Origin of the sequence: Falsiphaeobacter marinintestinus, from assembly GCF_007923355.1 — a bacterium.
GTDB classification, from domain to species: Bacteria; Pseudomonadota; Alphaproteobacteria; order Rhodobacterales; family Rhodobacteraceae; genus Phaeobacter_A; species Phaeobacter_A marinintestinus.
This window is the reverse complement of sequence record NZ_VOGO01000002.1, coordinates 469,006-492,280: the sequence shown is the minus strand read 5'-3', so window position 1 is coordinate 492,280 and position 23,275 is coordinate 469,006. Positions and strand designations below refer to the sequence as shown.

General features: G+C 59.5%; 24 protein-coding genes. 14 read left to right on the top strand and 10 right to left on the bottom strand.

Annotated features, from left to right (window positions below; genetic code table 11):
- Window positions 1–38 precede the first annotated feature (38 nt).
- Both FOY56_RS06720 and FOY56_RS06715 read left to right on the top strand, forming a co-directional pair.
- A complete protein-coding gene (locus tag FOY56_RS06720; RefSeq protein ID WP_146345040.1) occupies window positions 39–1,349 on the top strand; it encodes an NAD(P)/FAD-dependent oxidoreductase in 1,311 nt (436 codons plus the stop codon).
- Window positions 1,350–1,493: 144 nt separating this feature from the next.
- Complete coding sequence (locus tag FOY56_RS06715) at window positions 1,494–2,708, top strand: DegT/DnrJ/EryC1/StrS family aminotransferase (RefSeq protein WP_146345039.1); 1,215 nt, start codon at window positions 1,494–1,496, stop codon at window positions 2,706–2,708.
- 43 nt (window positions 2,709–2,751) lie between these two features.
- On the opposite strand, the gene FOY56_RS06710 is transcribed toward FOY56_RS06715, so the two are convergent.
- On the bottom strand, window positions 2,752–3,540 hold the full coding sequence (locus tag FOY56_RS06710) for a trypsin-like serine peptidase (protein WP_146345038.1): 789 nt from the start codon (window positions 3,538–3,540) through the stop codon (window positions 2,752–2,754).
- A gap of 96 nt (window positions 3,541–3,636) precedes the next feature.
- On the opposite strand from FOY56_RS06710, the gene FOY56_RS06705 reads away from it, so the two are divergent.
- The 3 genes from FOY56_RS06705 (at window position 3,637) to FOY56_RS06700 (ending at window position 6,353) form a co-directional block, all read left to right on the top strand.
- A complete protein-coding gene (locus tag FOY56_RS06705) occupies window positions 3,637–4,539 on the top strand; it encodes an aminotransferase class IV (protein WP_146345037.1) in 903 nt (300 codons plus the stop codon).
- Window positions 4,540–4,620: 81 nt separating this feature from the next.
- Window positions 4,621–4,770 carry a hypothetical protein gene (locus FOY56_RS23525; RefSeq protein WP_186766265.1) on the top strand — a complete coding sequence of 50 codons (150 nt, stop codon included), beginning with the start codon at window positions 4,621–4,623 and terminating at the stop codon, window positions 4,768–4,770.
- A 5-nt stretch (window positions 4,771–4,775) separates the two neighbouring features.
- Window positions 4,776–6,353, top strand: a complete 1,578-nt coding sequence (locus FOY56_RS06700; protein ID WP_246139434.1) for an adenylate/guanylate cyclase domain-containing protein — start codon at window positions 4,776–4,778, stop codon at window positions 6,351–6,353.
- A gap of 18 nt (window positions 6,354–6,371) precedes the next feature.
- Here FOY56_RS06700 and phaR read toward each other — a convergent pair whose 3' ends face one another.
- Window positions 6,372–6,926: a polyhydroxyalkanoate synthesis repressor PhaR gene (gene phaR, locus FOY56_RS06695; RefSeq protein WP_146345035.1), complete on the bottom strand. Its 555-nt coding sequence runs from the start codon at window positions 6,924–6,926 to the stop codon at window positions 6,372–6,374.
- 120 nt (window positions 6,927–7,046) lie between these two features.
- Between phaR and FOY56_RS06690 the strand changes: the two genes are divergently transcribed.
- A complete protein-coding gene (locus FOY56_RS06690) occupies window positions 7,047–8,327 on the top strand; it encodes an MFS transporter (protein ID WP_146345034.1) in 1,281 nt (426 codons plus the stop codon).
- A gap of 3 nt (window positions 8,328–8,330) precedes the next feature.
- Complete coding sequence (locus FOY56_RS06685; RefSeq protein WP_146345033.1) at window positions 8,331–9,053, top strand: SDR family NAD(P)-dependent oxidoreductase; 723 nt, start codon at window positions 8,331–8,333, stop codon at window positions 9,051–9,053.
- Between the two features lie 91 nt (window positions 9,054–9,144).
- Here FOY56_RS06685 and FOY56_RS06680 read toward each other — a convergent pair whose 3' ends face one another.
- Both FOY56_RS06680 and FOY56_RS06675 read right to left on the bottom strand, forming a co-directional pair.
- Window positions 9,145–9,588, bottom strand: coding sequence for a phasin family protein (locus FOY56_RS06680; protein WP_146345032.1), 444 nt, complete (start codon window positions 9,586–9,588; stop codon window positions 9,145–9,147).
- Window positions 9,589–9,717: 129 nt separating this feature from the next.
- Window positions 9,718–11,523, bottom strand: a complete 1,806-nt coding sequence (locus tag FOY56_RS06675) for a PHA/PHB synthase family protein (RefSeq protein ID WP_146345031.1) — start codon at window positions 11,521–11,523, stop codon at window positions 9,718–9,720.
- 110 nt (window positions 11,524–11,633) lie between these two features.
- On the opposite strand from FOY56_RS06675, the gene phaZ reads away from it, so the two are divergent.
- Both phaZ and FOY56_RS06665 read left to right on the top strand, forming a co-directional pair.
- Window positions 11,634–12,917 carry a polyhydroxyalkanoate depolymerase gene (gene phaZ, locus FOY56_RS06670; RefSeq protein WP_146345030.1) on the top strand — a complete coding sequence of 428 codons (1,284 nt, stop codon included), beginning with the start codon at window positions 11,634–11,636 and terminating at the stop codon, window positions 12,915–12,917.
- Between the two features lie 3 nt (window positions 12,918–12,920).
- Entirely contained in the window at window positions 12,921–13,508 is a 588-nt protein-coding gene (locus FOY56_RS06665; protein ID WP_146345029.1) for a DUF6151 family protein, read from the top strand.
- Window positions 13,509–13,517: 9 nt separating this feature from the next.
- Here FOY56_RS06665 and FOY56_RS06660 read toward each other — a convergent pair whose 3' ends face one another.
- The 6 genes from FOY56_RS06660 to FOY56_RS06635 all read right to left on the bottom strand — a co-directional run bounded on the left by FOY56_RS06660 (window position 13,518) and on the right by FOY56_RS06635 (window position 18,380).
- Window positions 13,518–14,735 carry a glycosyltransferase gene (locus FOY56_RS06660; RefSeq protein ID WP_146345028.1) on the bottom strand — a complete coding sequence of 406 codons (1,218 nt, stop codon included), beginning with the start codon at window positions 14,733–14,735 and terminating at the stop codon, window positions 13,518–13,520.
- On the bottom strand, window positions 14,735–15,445 hold the full coding sequence (locus tag FOY56_RS06655; protein ID WP_146345027.1) for an alpha/beta fold hydrolase: 711 nt from the start codon (window positions 15,443–15,445) through the stop codon (window positions 14,735–14,737). Before FOY56_RS06655 ends, FOY56_RS06660 begins: the two co-directional genes overlap by 1 nt.
- A gap of 130 nt (window positions 15,446–15,575) precedes the next feature.
- Window positions 15,576–16,190, bottom strand: coding sequence for a hypothetical protein (locus FOY56_RS06650; protein ID WP_146345161.1), 615 nt, complete (start codon window positions 16,188–16,190; stop codon window positions 15,576–15,578).
- Window positions 16,191–16,207: 17 nt separating this feature from the next.
- Window positions 16,208–16,636, bottom strand: a complete 429-nt coding sequence (locus FOY56_RS06645) for a VOC family protein (RefSeq protein ID WP_146345160.1) — start codon at window positions 16,634–16,636, stop codon at window positions 16,208–16,210.
- Window positions 16,636–17,628, bottom strand: coding sequence for an alpha/beta hydrolase (locus FOY56_RS06640; RefSeq protein ID WP_146345026.1), 993 nt, complete (start codon window positions 17,626–17,628; stop codon window positions 16,636–16,638). Before FOY56_RS06640 ends, FOY56_RS06645 begins: the two co-directional genes overlap by 1 nt.
- Window positions 17,628–18,380, bottom strand: a complete 753-nt coding sequence (locus FOY56_RS06635; protein ID WP_146345025.1) for an alpha/beta fold hydrolase — start codon at window positions 18,378–18,380, stop codon at window positions 17,628–17,630. Before FOY56_RS06635 ends, FOY56_RS06640 begins: the two co-directional genes overlap by 1 nt.
- A 222-nt stretch (window positions 18,381–18,602) precedes the next feature.
- Between FOY56_RS06635 and thrS the strand changes: the two genes are divergently transcribed.
- The 5 genes from thrS (at window position 18,603) to FOY56_RS06610 (ending at window position 23,274) form a co-directional block, all read left to right on the top strand.
- A complete protein-coding gene (thrS, locus tag FOY56_RS06630) occupies window positions 18,603–20,549 on the top strand; it encodes a threonine--tRNA ligase (RefSeq protein ID WP_146345024.1) in 1,947 nt (648 codons plus the stop codon).
- Between the two features lie 219 nt (window positions 20,550–20,768).
- On the top strand, window positions 20,769–21,071 hold the full coding sequence (locus FOY56_RS06625) for a BufA1 family periplasmic bufferin-type metallophore (RefSeq protein ID WP_146345023.1): 303 nt from the start codon (window positions 20,769–20,771) through the stop codon (window positions 21,069–21,071).
- Between the two features lie 69 nt (window positions 21,072–21,140).
- Window positions 21,141–21,998 (top strand): MNIO family bufferin maturase, encoded by an 858-nt coding sequence (gene bufB, locus FOY56_RS06620; RefSeq protein WP_146345022.1) that lies wholly within the window; start codon window positions 21,141–21,143, stop codon window positions 21,996–21,998.
- Complete coding sequence (locus FOY56_RS06615; RefSeq protein ID WP_146345021.1) at window positions 21,995–22,759, top strand: HvfC/BufC N-terminal domain-containing protein; 765 nt, start codon at window positions 21,995–21,997, stop codon at window positions 22,757–22,759. Before bufB ends, FOY56_RS06615 begins: the two co-directional genes overlap by 4 nt.
- Window positions 22,756–23,274, top strand: coding sequence for a DoxX family protein (locus FOY56_RS06610; RefSeq protein ID WP_146345020.1), 519 nt, complete (start codon window positions 22,756–22,758; stop codon window positions 23,272–23,274). Before FOY56_RS06615 ends, FOY56_RS06610 begins: the two co-directional genes overlap by 4 nt.
- Window position 23,275: the final 1 nt, after the last annotated feature.

Sequence of the window (23,275 nt, the reverse complement as noted above, 5' to 3'; positions counted from 1 at the left end):
GGAGTATTTGTCAAAGAGAAGAAGGACATAAGACGCTCATGGGTCTGAACCTGCTTTATTCCAATGACCAACGTGGGAAATATCCGCCCAGCTGGTACGCAGCAACCGCGCGAGAGTTGGAACCGTTCGCTCCGTTGCGGGGCGAGGTAAAGGCCGATGTCTGTGTCATCGGTGCTGGCTATACGGGACTGTCCGCTGCGCTGCATCTGGCCGAAGCCGGGATGCGGGTTGTGCTGGTCGAAGCGCATCGCGTCGGGTTCGGCGCATCAGGGCGCAACGGCGGGCAGTTGGGCAGCGGACAGCGGGTGACGCAGGACGATCTGGAAACCATGGTCGGTGATCCCGACGCCGAAAAGCTGTGGCATTTGGGTGAAGATGCCAAGGCGTTGGTCAAGGATCTGATCGCCCGGCACGGGATTGACTGCGAACTGAAGCCCGGCGTGGCCTGGACTGCAACCGATGTGGGCGACGCACGGCATCTGGTCGAATATGCCGAACATCTGGACGCGCGATATGGCTATCAGTATTTGGAGGTTCTGGATCAGGCCGGGTGTCAGGCTTTGTGCCCCTCGCCTGTCTACAAGGGCGGCATTCTGGACCATGACGCGGCGCATCTGCATCCGCTGAATTTTGCGCTGGGACTGGCGCGGGCCGCGCGGGGCGCTGGCGTGCAGATTTACGAAAACACCCAGGTGCACCATGTCGAAGAGCATCAGCCAGCCGTGGTGCGCACGGACAAGGGGCGCGTGGTTGCCGATCACGTCGTCTTTGCCTGCAATGGCTATATGGGTGGCTTGAACCGTAAGGTGGCCGCGCGGGTCATGCCCATCAACAATTTCATCGCCGCGACCGAGCCGCTGGGCGCTGAGGCCGAAAGGGTTCTGACCCGCGATGTGGCCGTCGCCGACAGTTATTTCGTGGTGAATTACTTTCGTCTGAGCGCCGACAAACGGCTGCTGTTCGGCGGCGGCGAAAGCTATGGCTATCGTTTTCCGTCAGACGTTGCGGCACTGGTACGCAAACCTATGAGCCAGATTTTCCCGCATCTGCGGGACGTGCGCATTGACTATGCATGGGGCGGCACGCTGGCCATCACTATGAAACGTCTGCCCTATCTGGCCCGTGTTGCGCCCAATATCCTGTCAGCGTCAGGCTATTCCGGCCACGGCGTCGGCACCGCCACCCATGCCGGTCAGCTGATGGCGCTGGCGATCCGTGGGGAAACGGATGGTTTTGAGACCATGGCGCGTTTGCCGGTCGGTCCATTCCCCGGTGGCCCCACGTTCCGCTCACCCCTGCTGGCATTGGCGATGAGCTGGTACGCCATGCGCGACCGGCTGGGTGTCTGACGGGGCCTCAGACCTCAAAGCCTGTTTCCTGCCCGCAACACTCGTGCGTTGTATGACCGCATTTTAAGCCTGTTTTGCAGGAGCACTTGGCGTGTCGGGGCCTTTGTTTTATATTTCCCAAAGGATAAGTTAAGGAAATCGAAAATGAGACAGGTTCCAAACGTCCACGAGGCCGAGCCAATCCCCACCGCCGCCCGCGCCGCAATTGATGATCTTTTGCAGTCAGGCGACCTTTTCCGCTACAACGCCGCGCAGGATGCGCCGGTCTCCCTGTTGGAGCGCGAATTTGCCGACATGATCGGTACGAAATACGCGCTGGCGGTATCGTCCTGTTCTGCGGCGCTGTTCTTGTCGCTGAAGGCGCTTGGGCTGCCCCGCGACGCCAAAGTGCTTATCCCCGGGTTTACTTTTGCCGCCGTGCCGTCCTCGGTCGTGCATGCGGATTGCGTGCCGGTGCTGTGCGAAGTTGGCGACAACTATCGCGTCAACATGGCCGATTTCGCCGCCAAGCTGGACGGTGTTCAGGCCGTTATCATCAGCCACATGCGTGGTCACACGTCTGACATGGATGCGATCATGGCGCTGTGCGATGCGCGTGGCATCCCGGTTGTCGAAGACGCAGCGCATTCGCTGGGTACCACGTGGAACGGCCAGAATATCGGCACCATCGGCAAAGTGGGGTGTTTCAGCTTCCAATCGTACAAAATGATCAACGCTGGCGAAGGCGGAATTCTGATCACGGATGACGCCGATCTGGTGGCCCGTGCCGTGATCATGTCGGGCGCGTATGAGCACGCCTGGAAAAAGCACAAAGGTCCGCATGGTGACAATTCGACCGATCTGGTCGACGCGTTCGCGCGCTGGCAGAACAAGTTGCCACTGTATAACCTTCGGATGAGCAACCTGAGTGCGGCCGTGATCCGCCCGCAGATCCCTGAACTGATGCGCCGGGTGCGTGATGGCCGCACCAACCACGATTATGTCGCCGCCCGCCTGAACGGATCGGCCTATATCGCCGTCCCCGACAAGCTGGACCCAGAACTGCGCGCCCCGGATTCGATCCAGTTCAACCTTGTCGGGATGAGCGATGACGAAACCCGCGCGTTTGCTGATGTCGCCGCTGCGAACGGGGTCAAAGTGCAGGTGTTCGGCCTGAGCACCGACAACGCCCGCGCGTTCTGGAACTGGCAGTTTCTGGGTGACGTGCCCGAATTACCGCAGACCCGCGCCATGCTGATGCGCGCCTGTGATGTGCGTTTGCCTGTGCGGCTGACCAAAGACGAATGTGACGTGATCACCGATATTCTGCTGGAAGCGGCTGAAACGGTGATGGGCCCGGTCCCGGCCTACGGCACCTGAAACGAACCTCCCTGACCTAGGGGCCGCGACATGTTTCGTGGCCCTATTTTTGTGCGGTGCGGATAAGGGATACGGGGATAATCTCGCTCCAGACTTGGCCATTCCGCAATGTCACCAACCGCGACAAGACCCCGGCGATTTTCAATTCCCCGTCTTGCCTGATCAGCACCGGCGCACCGGAATCCCCCTGCATTGCAGCGCAAATGCCATAAATCAGCCCGCTCGACGCCGCGCGCAAAGGCCCGCAATCGCTGGCCTGCGACAGCACATGCGGGCGCAACCCGGCATAGCCCGCGATCTGTACGGTTTGCCCGGTCACTGGCGACTGTGCGAACTTCAAAGGCGTGATGATTGAAGAAACCGGTGCGGCCAGTTCAATCAACGCCCAGTCCCGCCCCTCATCGCCGTCAAAGGCCGCATCCAGGCTCTGCCCCTCGGGCAGGATATATCGCAGCCCATTTGCATGCGCGATATCGGTCCCACGCTGGTACCCGGCCAGAAACCGCACACTGCTGGGCGGAACCCACCGCTTGCGCGCGCCGTTGTACAGACAATGCGCCGCCGTCAGCACAACCCGATCCGAAATCAACGTACCGGTGCAATGCTGTCGCGTATCGGTACTGGCAAAGTTGACGCGCCCGATCGCGTTCCAGGGCGCGCTGGCGGCATCCAGAATGGGACGCGCCCGGATCGCCGCACACCCGTCGGACTGGGTCTGCCCAAGCGCACAGATAGCATTCAGACCGGGATCATAAGCGCCTGTGCGACCGTCGTCGGCCAACACGGACCCGCATCCCCAATAGAGTGCCAAAACCATCGCCAAGATGCGCATCAGATCCCCTTTTCCAAAGCCCGACCTTGCCCACCCAGCCCGGATTGTTCAACAGGCTCACTTGCGTTTCCGGCACGCGCCCGCCACCCTGCCCGCATGACAGATCTCAGCAAAGGCGCGGCCTGGATCAATGGCCGCATCATCCCAATTGCAGACGCATCCATTCCCGTCACGGACTGGGGCGTGACCCATTCCGATATCGGCTATGACGTGGTTCCGGTCTGGAAGGGCGCGTTCTTCCGGCTAGAGGATTATCTCGACCGGTTCATGGCGTCACTCAAAGCCCTGCGTATGGAGATACCTCAGGACCGCTCAGCCATTCGCACGGCATTGGCCGAGATGGTCGCGGCCTCGGGTCTGCAAAACGCTTATGTCGCGATGGTCGCCGCGCGAGGGCGTAACCCAGTTCCCGGCAGCCGCGACCCGCGCGATTGCGACAACCATTTCTATGCGTGGTGCGTCCCGTATGTGCATATCGTCAAGCCCGAGATTGCCCAAACCGGCACCTCGGTCTGGATCGCCAAAACCGTGCGCCGCATTCCACAAGACAGCGTGAACCCAAGGGTCAAGAACTATCACTGGGGGGATTTCACCTCGGGCCTGTTCGAGGCCAAGGATCGCGGGTTTGAAACCACAATGCTTCTGGATCATGACGGCAACGTCACCGAAGGCCCCGGATTTAACGTGTTTGCCGTGTTCGGCGACCGCATCGTGACCTCGGATCACGGCGTGCTGCATGGGATCACCCGGCAAACCGTGCTGGACATGGCCGCCGCGCGGGGCATGGGCATTGAGACCCGCGCCCTACCGTTGGAAGAGTTCTGGCAAGCGGATGAAGTGTTCCTGTCATCCTCGGGTGGCGGTGTCATTCCGGTCACCAAGGTCGATGACCGACACTTTTCCAACGGTGCCCCGGGTCCGGTCGCCCGGCACTTGCGCGCGGATTACTTCGAGTGGCTTGACCGCGACGCCCTGTGCACGCCGGTGCCTTATCCATGACCCGCGATTTCCCTATAGGCAATTTCCGCAAAACCTGATGAACTGAAAACGATCTGACCTAAAAACCTGAGACATGCCATCATGCGCCGTCTGGCAGCCATTCTTGCAGCAGATATCGTCGGCTTCACAGCATTGATGGCGCAAAACGAACAAGCTGCGCTTAACCGGATTATGCCTTTCGCCGCAGTCATTTCGACCCGAACCTCAGACAGTATGGTGGTCGGCTGGTGAAGCTGATGGGAGACGGCGCGCTGGTCGAATTCGCCAGTGTCGCCGAAGCGGTCTCATGTGCGATCGCGATACAAAATTCGATTGTGCGGTCCACAGCAGATGACATCAAGCTGCGCATCGGCATCAACTTGGGCGACGTAATCAGCTCCGGCGATGATATCTATGGTGACGGTGTCAATATCGCGGCCCGACTTGAAGGCATTGCCGATCCGGGCGGCATCTGCATTTCCGGGATCGTTCATCAAAGCCTGGGCTCTCCAAACAGCGGCATGTTCCACGACCTTGGTCCGCAATCTCTGAAAAACGTCACAGCCCCGGTCAATGTATTCGCATGGCATCCTGAAAAACATGCGCATCAAGCGTCAGCAAATAGGGCACCGATATCCGACGAAGGTAAGGCCTCCATTGCTGTTCTGGCCTTCGACAACATGTCTACGGACCCCGAACAAGAGTATTTTTCCGACGGTATCGCCGAAGACATCATCACCGCCCTGTCTCATTTTCGGGATTTCTTCGTCATCGCTCGCAACACCAGTTTTACGTATAAAGGCAAGCCTGTGCGCGTGGATCAGGTCTGTCGCGATCTTAGCGTACGGTACGTTCTCGAAGGGAGCGTTCGAAAGGCCGGCTCCCGCATTCGGGTGACCGCGCAGTTGATTGAAGGCAAAACCGGCGCGCATCTGTGGGCAGACCGGTTTGACCGGGATCTGACCGACGTATTCGCCGTTCAGGACGAAATCACGCAATCCATCGTCACCGCCGTGGCGCCCGAGACAATGGGCGCAGAAACCCGTCGAGCCCGGTCCAAACGCCCAGAAAACTTATCGGCGTGGGATTTGGTTCTGCGCGCGCGCTGGCATCTGGGTCAATTCAACAGGGCCGACAACGAAACAGCCACGCGGCTCTTGAACCAGTCCCTGGCAACTGAACCCGACGACAGTGTGACCCACGCGACGCTCGCATTGTGCCACCTCATGGCCATGCTGCACTATTGGCGCACGGACACCTCCGCAGAAATCAAGCTGGCTCAGCAATCTGCTGAAAAGGCGGTGCAACTGGACAGCAACAATGCCCATGCCCACGCCATTCTGGGTATGTCGGAATCCTTTGCCCGCAACTTTGAGGCGGCAGAAAAGCATTTGCTCCGCTCGATTGATCTGAACCCCAACCTTGCCATGGGCCACGGCAACATCACTGCCTACTATGGTGTTTCCGGCGATTACGACAAAGCAAAATCCGCCTACGAGTGCGCCGTTGCACTCAGCCCGCGCGATCCCTTGAAACCCTTCTGGCGCGGCGGGTTTGGCGCGGCCATCTTTTTGTCAGGCGCCTACGAAGAATGTCTCGAAAACGCGCGCGAGGGGCTTAGGGAAACGCCGGGTTTCGCGTCGCTGATGCGGCAAGAGGCCGCCGCGTTGGGCATGCTGGAAAGCGGCGACAACGCCAAACAGTCGGTACAACGTTTGCTGACGGCCATGCCGGGCCTGACAGTAACAACAGTCCGTCACATCGTGCCGATCCGCTATCCGGACGATCACGAACGCTGGCTTGAAGGATTGCGCCGCGCCGGTTTGCCTGAATGACCCCGCCGCGGCCTTGTATTACTTGAGCTTGCTCAGCTTGTTCTGAAGATCGGCCAGCTGTTTCTTGATATCGTCCAGATCTTCACCGCCTTCGGTGCTGTCGTCGTCTTTCGGCTCGGGCCCTGACCAGCTGCCAGAGATGCCGCCGGTCATTGCCCGCAAAAACGCCTCTTGCTGGGCCTTCATCGCGTCAAATCCGGGGATCTTGGCAATCGGGTTAATCGAAGACATGTTTTCCATCATCTTCGACTGGTTTTCGCGCAGCATATCAAACGAGCTTTGCAGGAATTGCGGCATCATCCCGCCGCCCGGCACCATATAGCTGCGCACAAGGTCGTTCAGCACATTGACCGGCAAAACATTCTCACCCCGGCTTTCGTGTTCCGCGATGATCTGCAGCAGGTATTGGCGAGTCAGGTCGTCGCCCGTCTTAAGGTCCACAATCTGCACTTCACGGCCTTCGCGAATGAACCCGGCGATATCTTCCAGGGTCACATAGTCGCTGGTTTCGGTGTTATACAGCCGACGGCTGGCATAGCGTTTTATCAGCAAGGGTTTATCTTGCGAGGCCATAGTTATCCCTCCCCGGACACGATGCATCTCGGAAACACTATGCGAGCGCAGCAGAAAAGAAAAGCCGCGTGATCGGCCTGTTTTCTGAACCATCGGGGCCGCCCGGTCGTACTTAACAGGATGACAGCAGCTTCCGCCCCAAATCCATCGGTTGTACACGTCAAGGGCGCGCCCCTTGTCGGCCCGCAACTTGTTCTGCTGGCTGGGTTTCTGGCCTCGGCCGGATTGCCGCTTTACATCCATCTGCCGCGCTTTGCCACGGAAACCGGCCTTAGTCTGGCCGTGATGGGCGCGGTGCTATTGGCCTTCCGGCTGATCGATCTGTTTCAGGACCCGTTGCTGGGCCTTGCCGCCGATCATTTGCAGGCGCAGCAAAAGCATTTGGCCGGGCTATCGATCCTTGGCACCGGGGTTGGGTTCTTCATTGTGTTCACTCTGCAGCCCGCGTTGCCCGGTCTGATTGCCGGTCTCTTCGTGCTGTTCACGGGGTTCAGCATGGGCACGATCCTGTTTTATGGCCAATGCGTTGCGCGGGCAAAGGCCGCAGGTGACGCCGCCCACTATAAACTGGCAGGCCGACGCGAAATGGGGACGTTGGCCGGGATCGTTCTGGCCGCCCTTTTACCAACCGGGCTTGGCACGTTTTTTGGCGTCCAGACTGGCTATGCGATGTTCGGCATGATCATGGCGCTTGCATCGGTGGCGTTATGGTGGATCTGCCGCAGCTTCTGGACCGGCTCAGCCCGGGCCATCGAAGCGCGTCCGACGCTGCGTGACTTTCGCAAGGCGGGCGCGGCCGGGCTTTTGGGGATCGCGCTGCTGAACGCCCTGCCCGTAGCCATCACCTCCAGCCTGTTTTTATTCTTCGTCGAAGACAGGCTTGGCCTGCCCGACCTTGCCGGGCTCTATCTGGTGCTGTTCTTTGCCGCCGCCGGGGCCAGTGCACCGATCTGGACCCGCCTTGCAACCCGGTTCGGCCCGCGCCCGGTGTTGTTGGTGGGCATGTCGATGGCGATCTTATCTTTCGTGTTCACAGCCGCGCTGCCCGCAGGGTCGGCATGGGGGTTTGCAGCGATCACTGTGGTCTCCGGCGCGGCGCTGGGGGCAGATATGGTGATCCTGCCCGCGATGTTTTCGTCCCTTCTGGCCCGCGCGGACCTTCCAGCTGGCATCGGGTTTGGCGCATGGTTCTTTGCCAGCAAGCTGGCGCTGGCGCTGGCCGCCGCAACGGTTCTGCCCTTGCTGCAGGTCGTTGGATACGTGCCCGGCGGGCCGAACGCGCCTGAGGCCCTGACCACGTTGAACGCGGCCTATGCGATCCTGCCCTGTATTCTGAAGCTTCCGGCGCTTGTCCTTGTGGCCCGTCTGAACCTGACCCAACTCCCCAAGCAAAGGGCCTGAGCGATGTTTGACGGACAAACCTGGTGGATCATCGGCGCAAGCGAAGGCCTGGGGGCTGCCCTTGCGCAGACGCTAGACGACCACGGGGCGACGCTAATCCTGTCCGCGCGCAACGCAGATAAGCTGACAGACGTCGCAAGCGGTTGCAAATCCGCCCGCCCCCTTCCCATGGATGTGACGGATGCAAACAGCGTCGCAACCGCCGTCGATCTGGCCGGTCCTGTCGACGGCGTTATCTATTGTGTGGGTCTGTACGAGCCGATGCCCGCCACGTCCTGGCGCCCGGACACCGCCGAACAGATGACGGATGCGAACTATACCGGGGCGCTGCGGGTGTTGTCGTGGCTGGTGCCAGAGATGACCGCGCGCAGGTCGGGACGGATCATGCTGATCGGATCACTGGCGGGGCATCGTGGGCTGCCCGGAGCCATAGGGTATGGCGCCAGCAAGGCCGCGTTGATGCATCTGGCGGAAAACATGCGGGTCGATCTGAAAGGAACCGGTGTGCGCGTGCAGCTTGCCAACCCCGGCTTTATCCGCACCAGACTGACCGATAAAAACGGCTTTGCCATGCCCCAGATCATGAGCCCGGACACCGCCGCGCGTCATGTTGTCAAACTTCTGGCAAGCCGCAGGTTTTCCAGCAACTTCCCGGCCCCGTTTGCATGGGTTTTCACGGTCGGGCGTCACCTGCCGTTGCGCTTGTTTCAATGGATTGTGAAATAACGCACCCCCAAAAGAAGAAGGGGCAGGTTCTTTCGAACCTACCCCAGCGATTGCACCGGTTGGGAGGAGTGGGTGCAGATCGTGTCTGGTCTTACTTCGCAGCTGCTTTCTTGGCAGCAGCGGTCACGTCTGTGGTCGCTTTTTTGACAGCGGCGGTTGCATCTTCGGTGATGTCTTTGCCAGCGGCCATTACCAGTTCGACGGTGTCCATCTGAACTTTTTTGGCGATTTCAGCGAAAGCGGACATGTTTTCGGCAGCAACTTCAGCAGTGGCCGATGCGAAATCGGTCATGGCTTTGGCATAGTCAGCCGGCTCGGCTTTGGCTTTCGACATGTCGGCCAGTTTGGCCAGAGTGTCTTTGGTCCACTTGGACGAAATTTCGGCCGACTTTTCAGCTGCTTCCAGAGCAACCGACGACAGCTTTTCATTCATCGACGCGGTTGTTTTGAACGCGTCTTCCATGGAAGTCGTGTCGATCGGGAATGCGCCCATCATGTCTTTCATGACTGCGGTGAAATCTTGTGTCTTAGCCATCTGATTGATCCTTTGCGATGTACGGGCCTGCCCCGTGTTTCTTCATCTGAGATCAATATGCATGCTGCGGCGCAGCATTTCAAGGAAAATCACGCTGCGCCGCAGAAAAAGTTGTGTTTATCAAGAAAATCAGACCTTTGGCTTGGCAACCACATAGGTACCCGGAGCCGGGCACAGCGCCGGATGCTTCGAATCGCCCGGTTCGCGGGCCGGAACCTGCTTGCCTGACCGCTTCTTCAGCCACTTCTCCCACATCGGCCACCACGATCCCTCGTGCTTGTCAGCCGTGGCCAGCCAGTCATCCGCCGCCAGTTTCAGATCGGGGTTCAGATAATGGCCGTACTTCTTCTTGCTAGGCGGGTTCACGATACCAGCGATATGCCCGGACTCGGACACAACGAAGGTTTTTGAACGCGACCCCATCTGCTGCACACCTTTATAGCAATCCTTCCACGCGGCGATGTGGTCGGTTTCGCAGGTGATCGCCATCAGAGGCACATCAACGTCTTTGACATGCAGCTTCTGACCGAACAATTCGAACCCGTCTTCGCAGAACTCGTTGCCCTGACACAGACCGCGCAGATACTGGATCACCATCTTGGCGGGCAGGTTCGCCCCATCGCCATTCCAGAACAGCAGATCAAAGGCTGGCGGAGTCTCCCCCATCATATAGCTGCGCACAGCCGGTCCATAGATCAGATCCTTGGACCGCAGGTACGAGAACGTGCGCGCCATGATATAAGACCGCAACACGCCCCTTTCGCGTGCTTCGGCTTCAAGCGAGTCAACAAAGTCATCCTGCAGGAACGGCGTGAATTCGCCCTGATCGGAAAAGTCCGTCAGCGCCGTGAAGAAGGTCGCCGACTTCACGGTCTTGTCGCCGCGATGCTTCAACAGAGACAACGTCAGGCTCAGGGTGGTTCCGGCGATACAATAGCCCACCGCATTGACCTGCTTGACCTTGCAGATCGACTTGACCTCATCAAAGGCGGCCAGAAAGCCCTGTTCGATGTAATCTTCCATGCCGATATCGGCGTGGCTGGGATCCGGGTTGACCCAGCTGACCACAAATAGGGTGTACCCCTGATCGGTGATCCACTTGATCATGCTGTTCTGTTCTTTCAGGTCGAGGATATAGAACTTGTTGATCCAGGGCGGGAACAGAACGATGGGGGTCTCGTGCACGGTGTCCGTAGTCGGTGCATACTGGATCAACTCCATAAGGCGGTTGCGAAACACCACCTCGCCTTTTGAAGTCGCGATGTTGCGACCAATCTCGAACGCGGATTCGTCAGCCAGCTTCACGATCAGTTCGCCATTGTTGGCTTCCAGATCCGAAATCAGGTTCTCCATCCCGTCAACCAGCGACTGGCCTTCCGTTTCGATCGCCTTTTCCAACGCGTCGGGGTTGGTCGCGAGGTAGTTGGTTGGCGCCATCAAATCGACGATCTGCTGCGCAAAGTACTTGAGACGCTGCTTTTCGTTTTCATCCATGTCCTCGACGCTGTTGACGGCCTGTTCGATCGCCTCGGCGTTTGTCAGGTACTGCTGCTTGATGAAGTTGAAATAGGGGTGCGTGTCCCACAGCGGGTTCGAAAACCGCCGGTCCCGACTGCCGGCATCCTCAGACGCCGAGGCCTTGCCGCCCAGCATCGCCTGCTGCGCGTCGGCGAAATGTTTCACCGATTTGCCCCAGAATTCAACCTGTTGCTCCAGCATGCGGCTCGGATTCTGAACCGCCTGGCTCCAGTACGCCGTTGCTGCCTTTGCAAACAAATCATGATTCGGAGCATCCAAACCCGGATGATGCTCTGTCTTGCTCGACATCACTTCGATCAGCCGTTTCGATAAACCTTCAACTTTTTCAAGGTTTTCGGACAACCTATCAAGGTGTTCGCCGGGCGCGACAATGCTTCCGTCTTCGCTAGTTGTCATTTTAAGGATTCCCCCCTAGTCTTGCTGCTACGCAGAATAACGTCGCGGGCGTCGGGGGGCAAAGCGACGAATGGTCCGATCAAAATTGGTCGAGTACGAAGGAGCAGTACATGCGCTATATGATGACTTATGACCTGATGGAAACCGTTCGAAACACCAACCAGTGGCTTGGTGCAACCGCGCTTTCCATGGCCTCCTACCCCGCTGTCAGCATGGTGCCGAACCCCGTTTTCAACTGGATGGCAGCCTGGGGCGAAGTGACGGAACGGTCATACCAACGCATGAACGCCAGACCCGACTGGGGCATCCGTACTTTCACCTGTGAAGACGGCAAGGACCATCTGGTCGAAATCGATACAGTTGTCGAAAAAGACTTCGGTGACCTCATCCATTTCAAGGTGCATGGCCGCGAAGAACAACCCCGCCGCGTGCTGCTGGTTGCCCCGATGTCGGGCCACTATGCCACGCTGCTCCGCTCGACCGTCAAAAGCCTGATCGTCAACTGCGAAGTCTATGTCACCGACTGGCACAATGCCCGTGACATCCCGGTGTCGGCAGGCAAATTCGACATCGAAGACTATACGCTGTACCTTGTTGATTTCATGCGCGAACTTGGAAACGACATCCATGTTGTCGCGGTCTGTCAGCCCGCTCCGCTGACCCTGGCCGCAACCGCCTATCTCGCCGAACAGGATCCCGACGCGCAGCCGCGTTCGCTGACCCTGATCGGTGGCCCGATCGACCCCGACGCAACCCCCACCGACGTGACCGATTTTGGTCGCCGCGTCACCATGGGCCAGCTGGAAGAAACCATGATCCAGCGGGTCGGGTTCAAGCACGCTGGTGTTGGGCGACTGGTCTATCCGGGGCTTTTGCAGCTGACATCGTTCATGTCCATGAACGCCGAACGTCACTCGCAGGCCTTCAACGATCAGATCCAGCGCGTCATGCGCAAAGAGGCCTCTGATCACGACGCCCACAACCGCTTTTATGACGAATACCTCGCCGTTATGGACATGCCCGCCGAATTTTACCTGTCGACCGTCGACCGTGTGTTCAAGAAGGGCGAAATCGCCAAGAACGAATTTGTGGTTGATGGCCATAAGGTCGACATGGGCAAGATCACCAAAGTCGCGGTCAAGACCGTGGAAGGCGCCAAGGACGATATATCGGCCCCCGGTCAGTGTATCGCGGCGCTGGATCTGTGCACCGGCCTGCCCGACAGCAAAAAAGCCAGCCATGTTGAACCCGGCGCTGGCCATTACGGCATCTTCGCCGGCAAAAGCTGGCGTGACAACATCCGCCCGCTGGTGATCGACTTCATGAACGCCAACAGCAGCAAACCTGCCCCGCGCAAGCGCGCAGCGGCCAATAAAAACGTCGCAGCGGAATAAATCATGGCTGCAGGGACGACATCATCGCCCCTGCGGTTCGCCTGCACCTGTGGGCAAGTGACAGGCCATCTCAGCGACAAGGCCGTGAAAACCGGCACCCGCGTGGTCTGTTTTTGCAAGGATTGTCGCGCGGCTGCCATCCATCTGGGGCAACCTGACCCTGCTCCCGAGCCAGTCGACGTGCTTCAGACATCGCCCGAAGGCGTCAGTTTTGACACCGGGCAGGATCTGGTCGGGATGTTTCGCTTCAGTCCGGATGGGTTGATGCGTTGGTACGCCACGTGTTGCAACACGCCGATGTTCAACACCGTGCGCAAACCTCAGATCCCTTTTGTCAGCGTGCTCAGCAATATCGTCGACGACCCCGACCGGCTGGGAAAAGTCCGCGCTACGGGCTTTGTGCCGCAACCAGACGGATCAACCAAACACAAGAACGCAGGCGCGATGGTCTGGGGAATTGCCACCCGGGCTCTGGCGTCGCGACTGTCCGGCAGTTGGAAATCCACACCATTTTTTGACGTGGAAACCGGGCAGCCAGTGGTCACGCCCACGGTGCTGACCAAAGATCAACGCGCCGCCGCAACGCCATGATCTTTAAAGCTAAAGATACGCCTTGATCAGCTCAGATCGGTGATGAAACACCTCGACATCATTATACGGTTTGCCATCCGCGACCGCACGCTTGATCAGATCAGCCAACAGTCCGCGATCCTGATCAAGCCCGGCAACCTTATCGATCAGCTGCGCCACGTCATCTATCGGCACCAGCACCCCGCCGCCGTTGTCAGCGATCAGATCTCGCGCATACGCCCCGTCATACCCGGCCAGAACCGTGCCCGAGGCAAGAGCCTCGATCAGGCAGCGCGGAGATTCCGGAGTCTTATGACAAAACAGAAAGATCTGCGCCGAACGATAGGCCTCTAACACTGCCGCGCGACGATCCAGAAACCCTGGCAAAGCGATGTGCCCGGACAAATCCAGGGCTTCAATTCGGTCCCGCATCTGTGCCATTTCGCTGCCCTCGCCCAACCATGTCGCCGTAAACGCAACGCCACGGTCTCGCAACCCGGCAAGAACCTCGACCCAGTCCAGTGGCCCCTTCATCGGATCAGCCCGGCCAGCATAAAAAATCCTCAGCGGGGCAGTCAGCGCATCTGTCACCTTTGCGTCCATCGCGTCGGGCTGAATGTGGTCCTCGGGCGCAATGTGGATATCGTGAACGATCTGCGGGTTCGCACAGAACGGCGCATAGGTGTCAAAGGTTTCCTTACCGTGAAACAACCCCAGCGACGCCTTGCGGATCACCGCCCGCTCCAGCATCGCCATCGGCCGATGCGTCAGCCGCGCCCGCAATTTCGCCCGCCCCGTCGCCGTGGCGATACTTTGTTGCACGACCCGGGATTCGACGCGATCCGTCCAGACCGCAAACGGGCGCCCCATGCGATGCGCCAGCAATGCGCTGACGGAACCCCAATCCCCGAACAGCCCGCCGATGGCAAAGCTCAGGTACTCAGCGGTGTCTATCCGGTCACGAATATGCGCCCGCGTGGCTGAAAACGCGCGCAGGAACTGGTCAGGCCGATAGGCCATGGGCAACGGATCAATCGTCACCCTCTCAAACCAATCGGCACAATCTGTCACCGGAATCCACCCGGTCGGCGGCGGCGCAGGCGACAACGGCATCATGACCGTCACATGCGTGAAATTCGCCGCCCACAGCCGCAACCCGTTTGCCGCCTGCCGTTCGACATACAAAACGCCGTCCCTTTGATGCAGTGGCACCGGCGCATAGATCAACAGCGATCCGGGGTCAGGCATCAGGCAGCCCGGCTCGGGCGCGCCAGCCAGTCGCGCAAGATCTTGGTCAACTCGTCCGGGCATTCCAACGGTGGGAAATGCCCCGCATTTTCCATCACTGCCAGATCCGCATGCGGCATCAGTTCGGCCATGAATGAATGCCGCTTCACAGGCGTCAGACGATCATGCGCGCCGCACAGGATCAGCGTCGGCGTCTGCGACTTTCGCAGCGTCCCCTGCTGATCGCGCCGCCGCTGCAAGGCACGCGACTGGTTCACAAACACCTCCGGCCCCATATCCCGGGCCATCTGGTAAACCTTGTCCAGAACACCGCGCCGATGCGCCCCCGGCGCCAGAATATCGGGATGCATCGATTCTTGCATCACATCCTCCAGATACCCGGCCCGGGCCCGCACGATCAGTGGTTCGCGCGCAGCAGCCTCGGAAGGGGTTTCGGCCAGCGGATTGGTGTCCATCAGACACAAACGACTGATCCGGTCCGGCACGCGGCGCAAGACTTCCATCGCGACGATCCCGCCCATACTGAACCCGGCAAGCGCAAAACGGTGCGGCAACTGATCGATGATATTCGACGCAATTTCCTCGACCCGTTCGCCCAAAGTGATCGGCGCAACCATGACAGCGCGTTCGCGTGACAGCGTCGTCACCTGCGCTCCAAACACGCGTGCGTCACACATCATGCCGGGCAAAAGAACCAGCGGTTCAGTCATAAGACAATCCTCTTTGGCGAAACCAACCGCGTGCAACACAATTGCGCAAAGCATGGGCAATAGCGCCCATCCCGGCAAGGCTGAAACCGCCGTTCAGGTCACACGCCCGCCCGACTGAGTCCCGCTTGCATCAGGGATAGGCGATGCCACGAAAGGCCGGAAAATCGCCATAGCGCGCCTGCCGCTGCGCCAGTGTTTCGTCCGGAGCCTTGCCCGCCTTCACCAACGTCCCGCGCGGCGCAATATAACTGTCGATCCGGCGCAACGGAGTCGGACGCCACGCGATGTTAAAGGCGCACAGCTTGGGGAAAAACCAAATTTCAGAGTACTCAAGATGGTCATGCATCCACCACGCCAGATCCCGCCAGTCCCGACCCATGGCATACTGATCTGCAAACCATGGGATCACCACCGATGCGCCCGCAATGCGATCTTCCCCCTCGCCCCGATCCCAGATGTGACACTCCAATGGGTAATCATTGCGCGCACAGTTCAGCCGGTTTTCATTGCCAAACCGGTTCAGCGCAGGCGACCGATACCCCGACCGCACCGCGACGCGCCCAAAGGTTTCCTCCAAAGGGTCCAGCAAGGCGTCGCAAAACGCCTGCCCACAGGCGATGGCCAGATCCGGGTTGTCCGGGATGTTCTGCTTTTCGTGGAAGTTTCCGATCTCCGAATACAGAAAATCCCGCATGAAAAAATGCTTCGACAAGCGCACGCGGCCCAAGGTTTCCAAAGACCACATGCTGCCCGGTCGCCTCATCACGAATACCCGTTCCAGCGGAATGCGCCTTCGGGGGACAGGGGCGAAAATGGGTTCCAGGCCACTTCCCAAATATGTCCATCTGGCGCGCGGAAATACCCTACATGCCCGCCCCAGAAGATTTCGGAGGCCGGGCGCAACACCTCGGCCCCGGCGCTTTCAGCAGACGCAATCACCTGCGCCACCTCATCCTTTTCGCGGCAGTTGTAGGACAGCGTGACCGCGCCCTGCCCCAACGACCCGACCGGCAAGCCGATATCTTCAGCCAGTTTGTCGATCGGGTACAATCCAAGCGTCTGACCGATCAGATCAAACGCGATGACCCCGTCGGGCGATGGCGCGCGCTGCCACCCCATCGCCTCATAAAACGTGGCCGAGGCTTCGGGGTCTTTAACCCCCAAAGTGATCAGGCTGATCCGTTGGTCCATCATTCAATCCCCTGTGCAGCCAGCCATGCCAGCATGTCGGCAATGGTGGCGTCTGTCTGGCCGGGCGACATGATATCCCCGGCAATCACATGTGACGCAGGATCATCCCCCGGCCCCATCCTGACGGGCTGAATTTGCACCGGCCCGCCCCATCTGTCCGCAACCCTGCGTGTCAGATCAGGCCGCACGACCTGATCGTCATCCGAGAACCGGAACAAGGTCGGGATCGAGATCTGCGAGACGTCCAGCCCGACAACCTTTGCAACCAACGCAGCCATCGGCATCAACGCCGTGACCGGATAAGACGTCGTCCAGAACGTCGCCTGCGCTTGCCTGGTTGGCTCAAAGCTGCGTGTATCGCCCACCACAAGTGGCACCCAGTATCGCGCGCCAGGCCAGGTCAGCAGAAACGCCAATCTGTCATTGATCCCGAAGTTCGGGCTGACAAAAATCATCGCGGCCACATCCTGCGACATCTCAGGGTCCATCGCTGCCGCGACAGCCAGTGTTGCGCCGGTCGACGTCGCCAGAACCACAACCCTGTCACCCACCGCGCGCGCCGCCGCCAGCCCTTCGGCCACGTCCTGCATCCAGCCCGCAACCGTCGCCTCCCCCATTGGCTCTGCCCCGCGCCCGTGTCCCTGAAGCCGGGTGTAAACAAGGTTCGCCCCCAACGCCTCAGCCACTGCGTCAGGCACGGGCCGGATCTCTTGCGACGTGGCCGAGAACCCATGGATATACAGCACAGACACCGGCGTGCGCCGCTCGTACGCGTCGGGCTGCCAGACCACCCGTTTTTCGACACCAGGGGTTATGTCATCAAACCCGGATTCGATGCTCTCGAAATAAACCTGCACACCCTCGCCAAACTTGCGCGGCTCGAACTCGGCCTCCAGATCGACAGGTTCATACGGGCCAAATATCCAAAGCCCGCCCGCGACCCCAACCAGCATAAGTAGCAGCCAGCCAAGCACTTTCCCCAACCGGCGCATCAGCCCAGCAACTCCAGTATCTCAACAATCGCGGCTTCGATGATGCCCAGGCACGGCCCGTCCGAAAACCGATGGTCTGCATCTTTCACCAGCAGCAACCGCATGTCCTCACAGTCTGCATGATGCAGCAACTTCAACGCAGTTTCGGTACTCACGGCGGTATCTGCCGTGCCCTGAAGACACCGCACGGGAAACGGCAATTTCAACGGCGCACGCAACACCAGACGCGCGCGCCCATCTTCAACCATCCGGCGCGTGACGATGTAAGGGTCCATATAATCCGATGGCAATTCAACCTGCCCGACTTCCATCAGCGTCGCCTTTTGTGCGTCGGAAAACGTGGCCCAATACCCGTCCTCGGTAAAATCCGGCGCCGCTGCGATGGTCACCATGCCAGCGATCCGTTCCGGACAGGCCCGCGCCAGCAACAACGCCTGCCACCCCCCCATCGACGACCCCACCACGATCAGCGGCCCGTCGCTCAGCCCCGACACAGCCGCCACCGTGTCCTCATGCCAGTCCCCAATACAGCCCTCTTCAAATGTCCCACTGCTTTCACCATGGCCCGAGTAGTCAAATCGCAGAAACCCACGCCCCTGCGCCTGGCACCACGCCTCAAGATGTACCGCCTTGGTGCCCTCCATGTCCGATTTCAAACCGCCCAGAAACACCACGGTCGGCCCCGCGCCCACACTGCGATGATACGCCAGTCGCCGCCCCTGCGCCGTCTCAAGAAATTCAGTCGCCGCCATGATACCCTCGTTACTCTCGCTTGCAGTTGTCCCGCATCATGCCGCCCCGCCCCGCGCACCGCAATTCCCGTTTCCTCTTGCTGAAAATATCCCGGGGAGCGCGAGGGGCAGCGCCCCTCGCCCTGCCCTTGACAGAGCCGCACCTGACTGCCACATGACCCTTGAAACATAACCCGCAACCGGGCGTTCTGTGGGCGCCAAACTGACGAGGAGAGCCAGAGCATGGCCCAAATCCAACTCACCTTCCCCGATGGCAATGCAAAACCCTATGACGCAGGTGTAACGCCCGCGCAGGTGGCTGCCGATATCTCGACCTCGCTGGGCAAGAAAGCCATCAGCGCAACTGTCAACGGCACGCATTGGGATCTGCAATGGCCAATCCACGAGGATGCCCAGATCGCCCTTCACACCATGAAGGACGATGCGCAGGCGAACGAGTTGATCCGCCACGATCTCGCCCATGTCATGGCACGTGCAGTGCAGGAAATCTGGCCCGATACCAAAGTCACCATTGGCCCGGTCATCGACAATGGCTGGTATTATGATTTCGACCGCGCAGAGCCGTTTACGCCTGAAGACCTCGGCGCGATCGAAAAGAAGATGAAGGAAATCATCAACAAACGCGATCCCGTCACCACCGAGGTCTGGGAACGCGACCGCGCGATCAAATTTTACACCGCCAACAACGAACCCTATAAGGTCGAACTGATTGAATCGATCCCGGGCGACGAAGACCTGCGTATGTACTGGCACGGTCACTGGCAGGATCTGTGCCGCGGCCCGCACTTCCAGAACACCGGCCAGATCCCCGGCGATTCCTTCAAGCTGATGTCGATCGCTGGCGCATACTGGCGTGGCGACAGCAACCGCGCGATGCTGCAGCGGATCTATGGCGTTGCCTTTCGGAACAAGGAAAAGCTCAAAGCGCACCTGACCATGCTGGAAGAGGCCGCCAAACGCGACCACCGCAAACTGGGCCGCGAGATGAACCTGTTCCATATGCAAGAAGAGGCCCCCGGCCAGATCTTCTGGCATCCAAATGGCTGGACTATCTATACCGAGCTGCAAAACTACATGCGTCGCAAACAGCGCGCGGATGGCTACCAAGAGGTGAACACACCACAGGTCGTCGACCGTAAACTGTGGGAGGCGTCTGGCCACTGGGACAAGTATCAAGAGCACATGTTCATCGTTGAAGTTGACGAAGAACACGCACGCGAGAAATCGATCAATGCGCTCAAGCCGATGAACTGCCCCTGCCACGTGCAGATCTATAACCAAGGCCTCAAATCCTATCGTGATCTGCCTATGCGTCTGGCCGAGTTCGGATCGTGCAACCGCTACGAACCGTCGGGCGCTCTGCATGGAATCATGCGGGTGCGCGGGTTCACACAGGACGACGGGCACATCTTCTGCACGGAAGATCAAATCGAAGAGGAATGCGCCAAGTTCATCGCCTTCCTGTCTGACGTGTACAAAGACCTTGGGTTTGAAAAATTCGAAATCATGTTCGCAACCCGCCCCGAAAAACGGGTCGGCAGCGAAGAAAGCTGGGATCACGTCGAAAACGCTCTGGAAAACGCAATCAAGAAGACCGGCCACGCCTATACTCTTGATCCGGGCGAAGGCGCCTTCTACGGCCCCAAACTGGATTTCAAACTGACCGACGCAATCGGGCGCGAATGGCAATGTGGCACCTTCCAGGTAGACCCCAACCTGCCCGAACGCCTCGATGCGACCTATGTCGGTGAAGATGGTGTAAAACATCGCCCCTACATGCTGCACCGGGCTTGCCTTGGCTCGTTCGAACGCTTCGTTGGTATCCTGATCGAAAGCCATGCAGGTAAGCTGCCGTTCTGGCTGGCCCCGCGTCAGGTCGTGGTTGCCTCGATCACCTCAGAGGCAGACGACTATGTGCACGACGTGGTCGCCGCGCTGAAAGCCGCCGGTGTCCGCGCCGAAGCCGATATTCGCAATGAAAAGATCAACTACAAGGTCCGCGAACATTCGGTTGGCAAAGTGCCGGTGATCTTGGCCGTTGGCCACCGCGAAGTCGAAGACCGCACCGTGACTGTGCGGCGCCTGGGCGAGAAACGCACCTCGGTTCAGACGCTGGACGCTGTAACAAAAGACCTGGCAACCGCCGCCACACCACCGGATCTTCTGTAACATTCCGTGACATTCGGTTTCGAAACGGCCCGCATTTGCGGGCCGTTTTGTTACATGCCCACTTGATTTACAAGTAATTCAATACCTTACAGACCGTTGTGCTGTCACACGCCCTGACGGGACTGTGAGACACGGCCTCGTGAATTTAACCCGCTCTGCGCTCGGGTTACGTTACACATGTCCCTACCGACACCCAACATCTGATGGAGGATCACCAAAATGTCGAACACAACCAAAGCACTGGCTGTTGCAGGCGCCGTTGCAGCCGCTCTGGCCGCAACCACCACAACCGTTTCTGCTCAGGCCAAAGAAAAATGCTATGGCGTATCGATGGCCGGTCAGAACGACTGCGCCGCAGGCCCCGGCACAACCTGCGCCGGCACCTCGACTGTCGACTATCAGGGCAACGCCTGGACACTGGTTGACGCTGGCTCATGCGAAAGCATGGAACTGCCGAAAATGGCCGATGGCGGCGAACGCAAAGGCTCGCTCAAGCCGCTGGAGCGTGACCTCCCGGCATAAGCCAATCCCGGCGGGTCGTCCCACCCGGCCCGCCTTTTCCATTTCCCTCTCTTGCCGGAAAGCTCCGCCATGCTGGATGCAACTCCCAAGCGTGCGCCCCTGCCCAATGCGGCGGGCGTTGGATACAAGCCGCAGCATTTCGAGGATCTGATCCGCGACCCCGGCCCGGTCGAATGGCTGGAAATTCATGCCGAGAACTACATGGGCGATGGTGGCCGTCCCCTGGCACAACTCCGCCACCTCTCTGAAAAATTCGCGATATCTGTGCATGGCGTTGGCCTGTCGATTGGCAGCGAAGGTCCGCTTGACGCCGATCATCTGGCGCGGCTGAAACACCTGATGGGATGGCTGAACCCGGCCAGCTTTTCCGAGCATCTGGCCTGGTCGACCCACGACAGCGCGTTTCTGAACGATCTGCTGCCGTTGCCCTATACGCAGGCCACCCTGACCCGCATCGCCGATCACATCGATCAGGTTCAAAACACCGTCGGTCGGCAAATGCTGCTGGAAAACCCCTCAAGCTATCTGGCCTTCTCCGAAAGCACGATGTCCGAACCCGATTTTCTGGCCGAGATTGCCCGCCGCACCGGCTGTGGCTTGTTGCTGGACGTGAACAACGTCTTTGTCTCAGCCACCAACCTGAACTTCACACCGCAGGATTACATCGACGCCTATCCGGTTGAACATGTGGGTGAAATCCATCTCGGCGGCCATGACGAAGACACCGATGATCACGGCGCGCCGTTGCTGATCGACAGCCATGGGCGCGCCGTTGTCGATCCGGTCTGGGCATTGCTTGATCACACACTGACTCGCACGGGCCCCAAACCGCTGCTGATCGAATGGGACACTGATGTGCCCGACTGGCCCGTTCTGCGCGCCGAAGCCGACCGTGCCGCCCAGGCTCTGGCGCGGGTGCCGGTGTGAGTGTTTCGCAAACCGACTTCCGCGCTGCCCTTCTGGATCCGGCAAAGGCCGCACCACTGGATCTCACAGATGCAGATAGCCGCCCCGCAGGGCGTCGTTTCGATGTCTACCGAAACAATGTCGCCGTCTCCCTGACCGAAGCCCTGTACACTGGCTTTCCTGTCATCACCAAATTGCTGGGAAAGCAGAACATGGACGGTCTGGCCGGGATCTTCCTGCGCCAGCATCCGCCATCCTCGCCGTTGATGATGCACTATGGCGCCGCGTTCCCTGACTTTCTGGCCAACATGGAACAGCTCGCGCATCTGGGCTATCTCGCGGACACCGCCCGGCTGGAACTGGCAATCCGCCGCGCCTATCACGCTGCTGACACAGACCCAATGCCTGCCGAAACCCTTGCCACCTTGGCCCCAGACCAGTTGCTGGCAGCAACTGTCACCTTCGCCCCGGCGGTTCAGCTGATCCGCTCGCCTTGGCCAATCCATGACATCTGGCGGTTCAACACCGAACCCGACGCGCCCAAACCCCGCGCCCAAGCGCAGGACGTGCTGATCACCCGCCCCGAATTTGACCCGATTCCCGCACTTCTACCGCCCGGAGGGGCAGACTGGATCGACGCCCTGGTGCGCGGTGGCCGCATCGGTGACGCTCACGACGCCGTGCTGGCCAATGTCCCAGACTTCAACCTTGCCGACCCGCTTGCCCTGCTGTTGCAAGGCAATGCCATCACTTCCCTGAGCACAGAAAGGCCACCACAATGACCGCGCTCGTCTCGCTTCACAATTCCCTATTCAGCAAGGTTGATCAGGCGTCTGACATCCTGACCCCGACGCTGGCGCGCTTGGTCTTTGCTGCGGTTTTGCTGTTTTATTACTGGAACTCGGCGATGCTCAAGATCGACGGATCGATCTTTTCGCCCTCTGCCGGGGCGTTCGGCCAGATGTTCCCCAAGGCCGCCGAGGCGGTTCTGTACGACGTCACGCAGTTGACCATTTTCCAGCGTCTGGTGATTTTCGCCGGAACCGTGGCAGAATTCGTGCTGCCGCCCCTGATCGTGATCGGCCTGTTCACCCGCCTCACTGCGCTGGCGATGATCGGCTTCGTGTTCGTCCAGACCCTTGTCGATGTCACCGGACATGGCGTCGCCCTTGGCAGCCTGTTCGACAACACCCTGACGCTGATCGATCAGCGAACGATGTGGGTCTTCCTGCTGCTGGTGCTGGTCTTCAAGGGCGCGGGCCCGCTTTCCCTCGACCGTCTGCTCAAACTGTCCTGAG

Excerpts from the sequence above, each read along its gene's own strand:
- FOY56_RS06720 (WP_146345040.1), top strand. The coding sequence starts at position 39 with ATGGGTCTGAACCTGCTTTATTCCAATGACCAACGTGGGAAATATCCG.
- FOY56_RS06715 (WP_146345039.1), top strand. The coding sequence starts at position 1,494 with ATGAGACAGGTTCCAAACGTCCACGAGGCCGAGCCAATCCCCACCGCC.
- FOY56_RS06710 (WP_146345038.1), bottom strand. The coding sequence starts at position 3,540 with ATGCGCATCTTGGCGATGGTTTTGGCACTCTATTGGGGATGCGGGTCC.
- FOY56_RS06705 (WP_146345037.1), top strand. The coding sequence starts at position 3,637 with ATGACAGATCTCAGCAAAGGCGCGGCCTGGATCAATGGCCGCATCATC.
- FOY56_RS23525 (WP_186766265.1), top strand. The coding sequence starts at position 4,621 with ATGCGCCGTCTGGCAGCCATTCTTGCAGCAGATATCGTCGGCTTCACA.
- FOY56_RS06700 (WP_246139434.1), top strand. The coding sequence starts at position 4,776 with ATGGGAGACGGCGCGCTGGTCGAATTCGCCAGTGTCGCCGAAGCGGTC.
- phaR (WP_146345035.1), bottom strand. The coding sequence starts at position 6,926 with ATGGCCTCGCAAGATAAACCCTTGCTGATAAAACGCTATGCCAGCCGT.
- FOY56_RS06690 (WP_146345034.1), top strand. The coding sequence starts at position 7,047 with ATGACAGCAGCTTCCGCCCCAAATCCATCGGTTGTACACGTCAAGGGC.
- FOY56_RS06685 (WP_146345033.1), top strand. The coding sequence starts at position 8,331 with ATGTTTGACGGACAAACCTGGTGGATCATCGGCGCAAGCGAAGGCCTG.
- FOY56_RS06680 (WP_146345032.1), bottom strand. The coding sequence starts at position 9,588 with ATGGCTAAGACACAAGATTTCACCGCAGTCATGAAAGACATGATGGGC.
- FOY56_RS06675 (WP_146345031.1), bottom strand. The coding sequence starts at position 11,523 with ATGACAACTAGCGAAGACGGAAGCATTGTCGCGCCCGGCGAACACCTT.
- phaZ (WP_146345030.1), top strand. The coding sequence starts at position 11,634 with ATGCGCTATATGATGACTTATGACCTGATGGAAACCGTTCGAAACACC.
- FOY56_RS06665 (WP_146345029.1), top strand. The coding sequence starts at position 12,921 with ATGGCTGCAGGGACGACATCATCGCCCCTGCGGTTCGCCTGCACCTGT.
- FOY56_RS06660 (WP_146345028.1), bottom strand. The coding sequence starts at position 14,735 with ATGCCTGACCCCGGATCGCTGTTGATCTATGCGCCGGTGCCACTGCAT.
- FOY56_RS06655 (WP_146345027.1), bottom strand. The coding sequence starts at position 15,445 with ATGACTGAACCGCTGGTTCTTTTGCCCGGCATGATGTGTGACGCACGC.
- FOY56_RS06650 (WP_146345161.1), bottom strand. The coding sequence starts at position 16,190 with ATGTGGTCTTTGGAAACCTTGGGCCGCGTGCGCTTGTCGAAGCATTTT.
- FOY56_RS06645 (WP_146345160.1), bottom strand. The coding sequence starts at position 16,636 with ATGGACCAACGGATCAGCCTGATCACTTTGGGGGTTAAAGACCCCGAA.
- FOY56_RS06640 (WP_146345026.1), bottom strand. The coding sequence starts at position 17,628 with ATGCGCCGGTTGGGGAAAGTGCTTGGCTGGCTGCTACTTATGCTGGTT.
- FOY56_RS06635 (WP_146345025.1), bottom strand. The coding sequence starts at position 18,380 with ATGGCGGCGACTGAATTTCTTGAGACGGCGCAGGGGCGGCGACTGGCG.
- thrS (WP_146345024.1), top strand. The coding sequence starts at position 18,603 with ATGGCCCAAATCCAACTCACCTTCCCCGATGGCAATGCAAAACCCTAT.
- FOY56_RS06625 (WP_146345023.1), top strand. The coding sequence starts at position 20,769 with ATGTCGAACACAACCAAAGCACTGGCTGTTGCAGGCGCCGTTGCAGCC.
- bufB (WP_146345022.1), top strand. The coding sequence starts at position 21,141 with ATGCTGGATGCAACTCCCAAGCGTGCGCCCCTGCCCAATGCGGCGGGC.
- FOY56_RS06610 (WP_146345020.1), top strand. The coding sequence starts at position 22,756 with ATGACCGCGCTCGTCTCGCTTCACAATTCCCTATTCAGCAAGGTTGAT.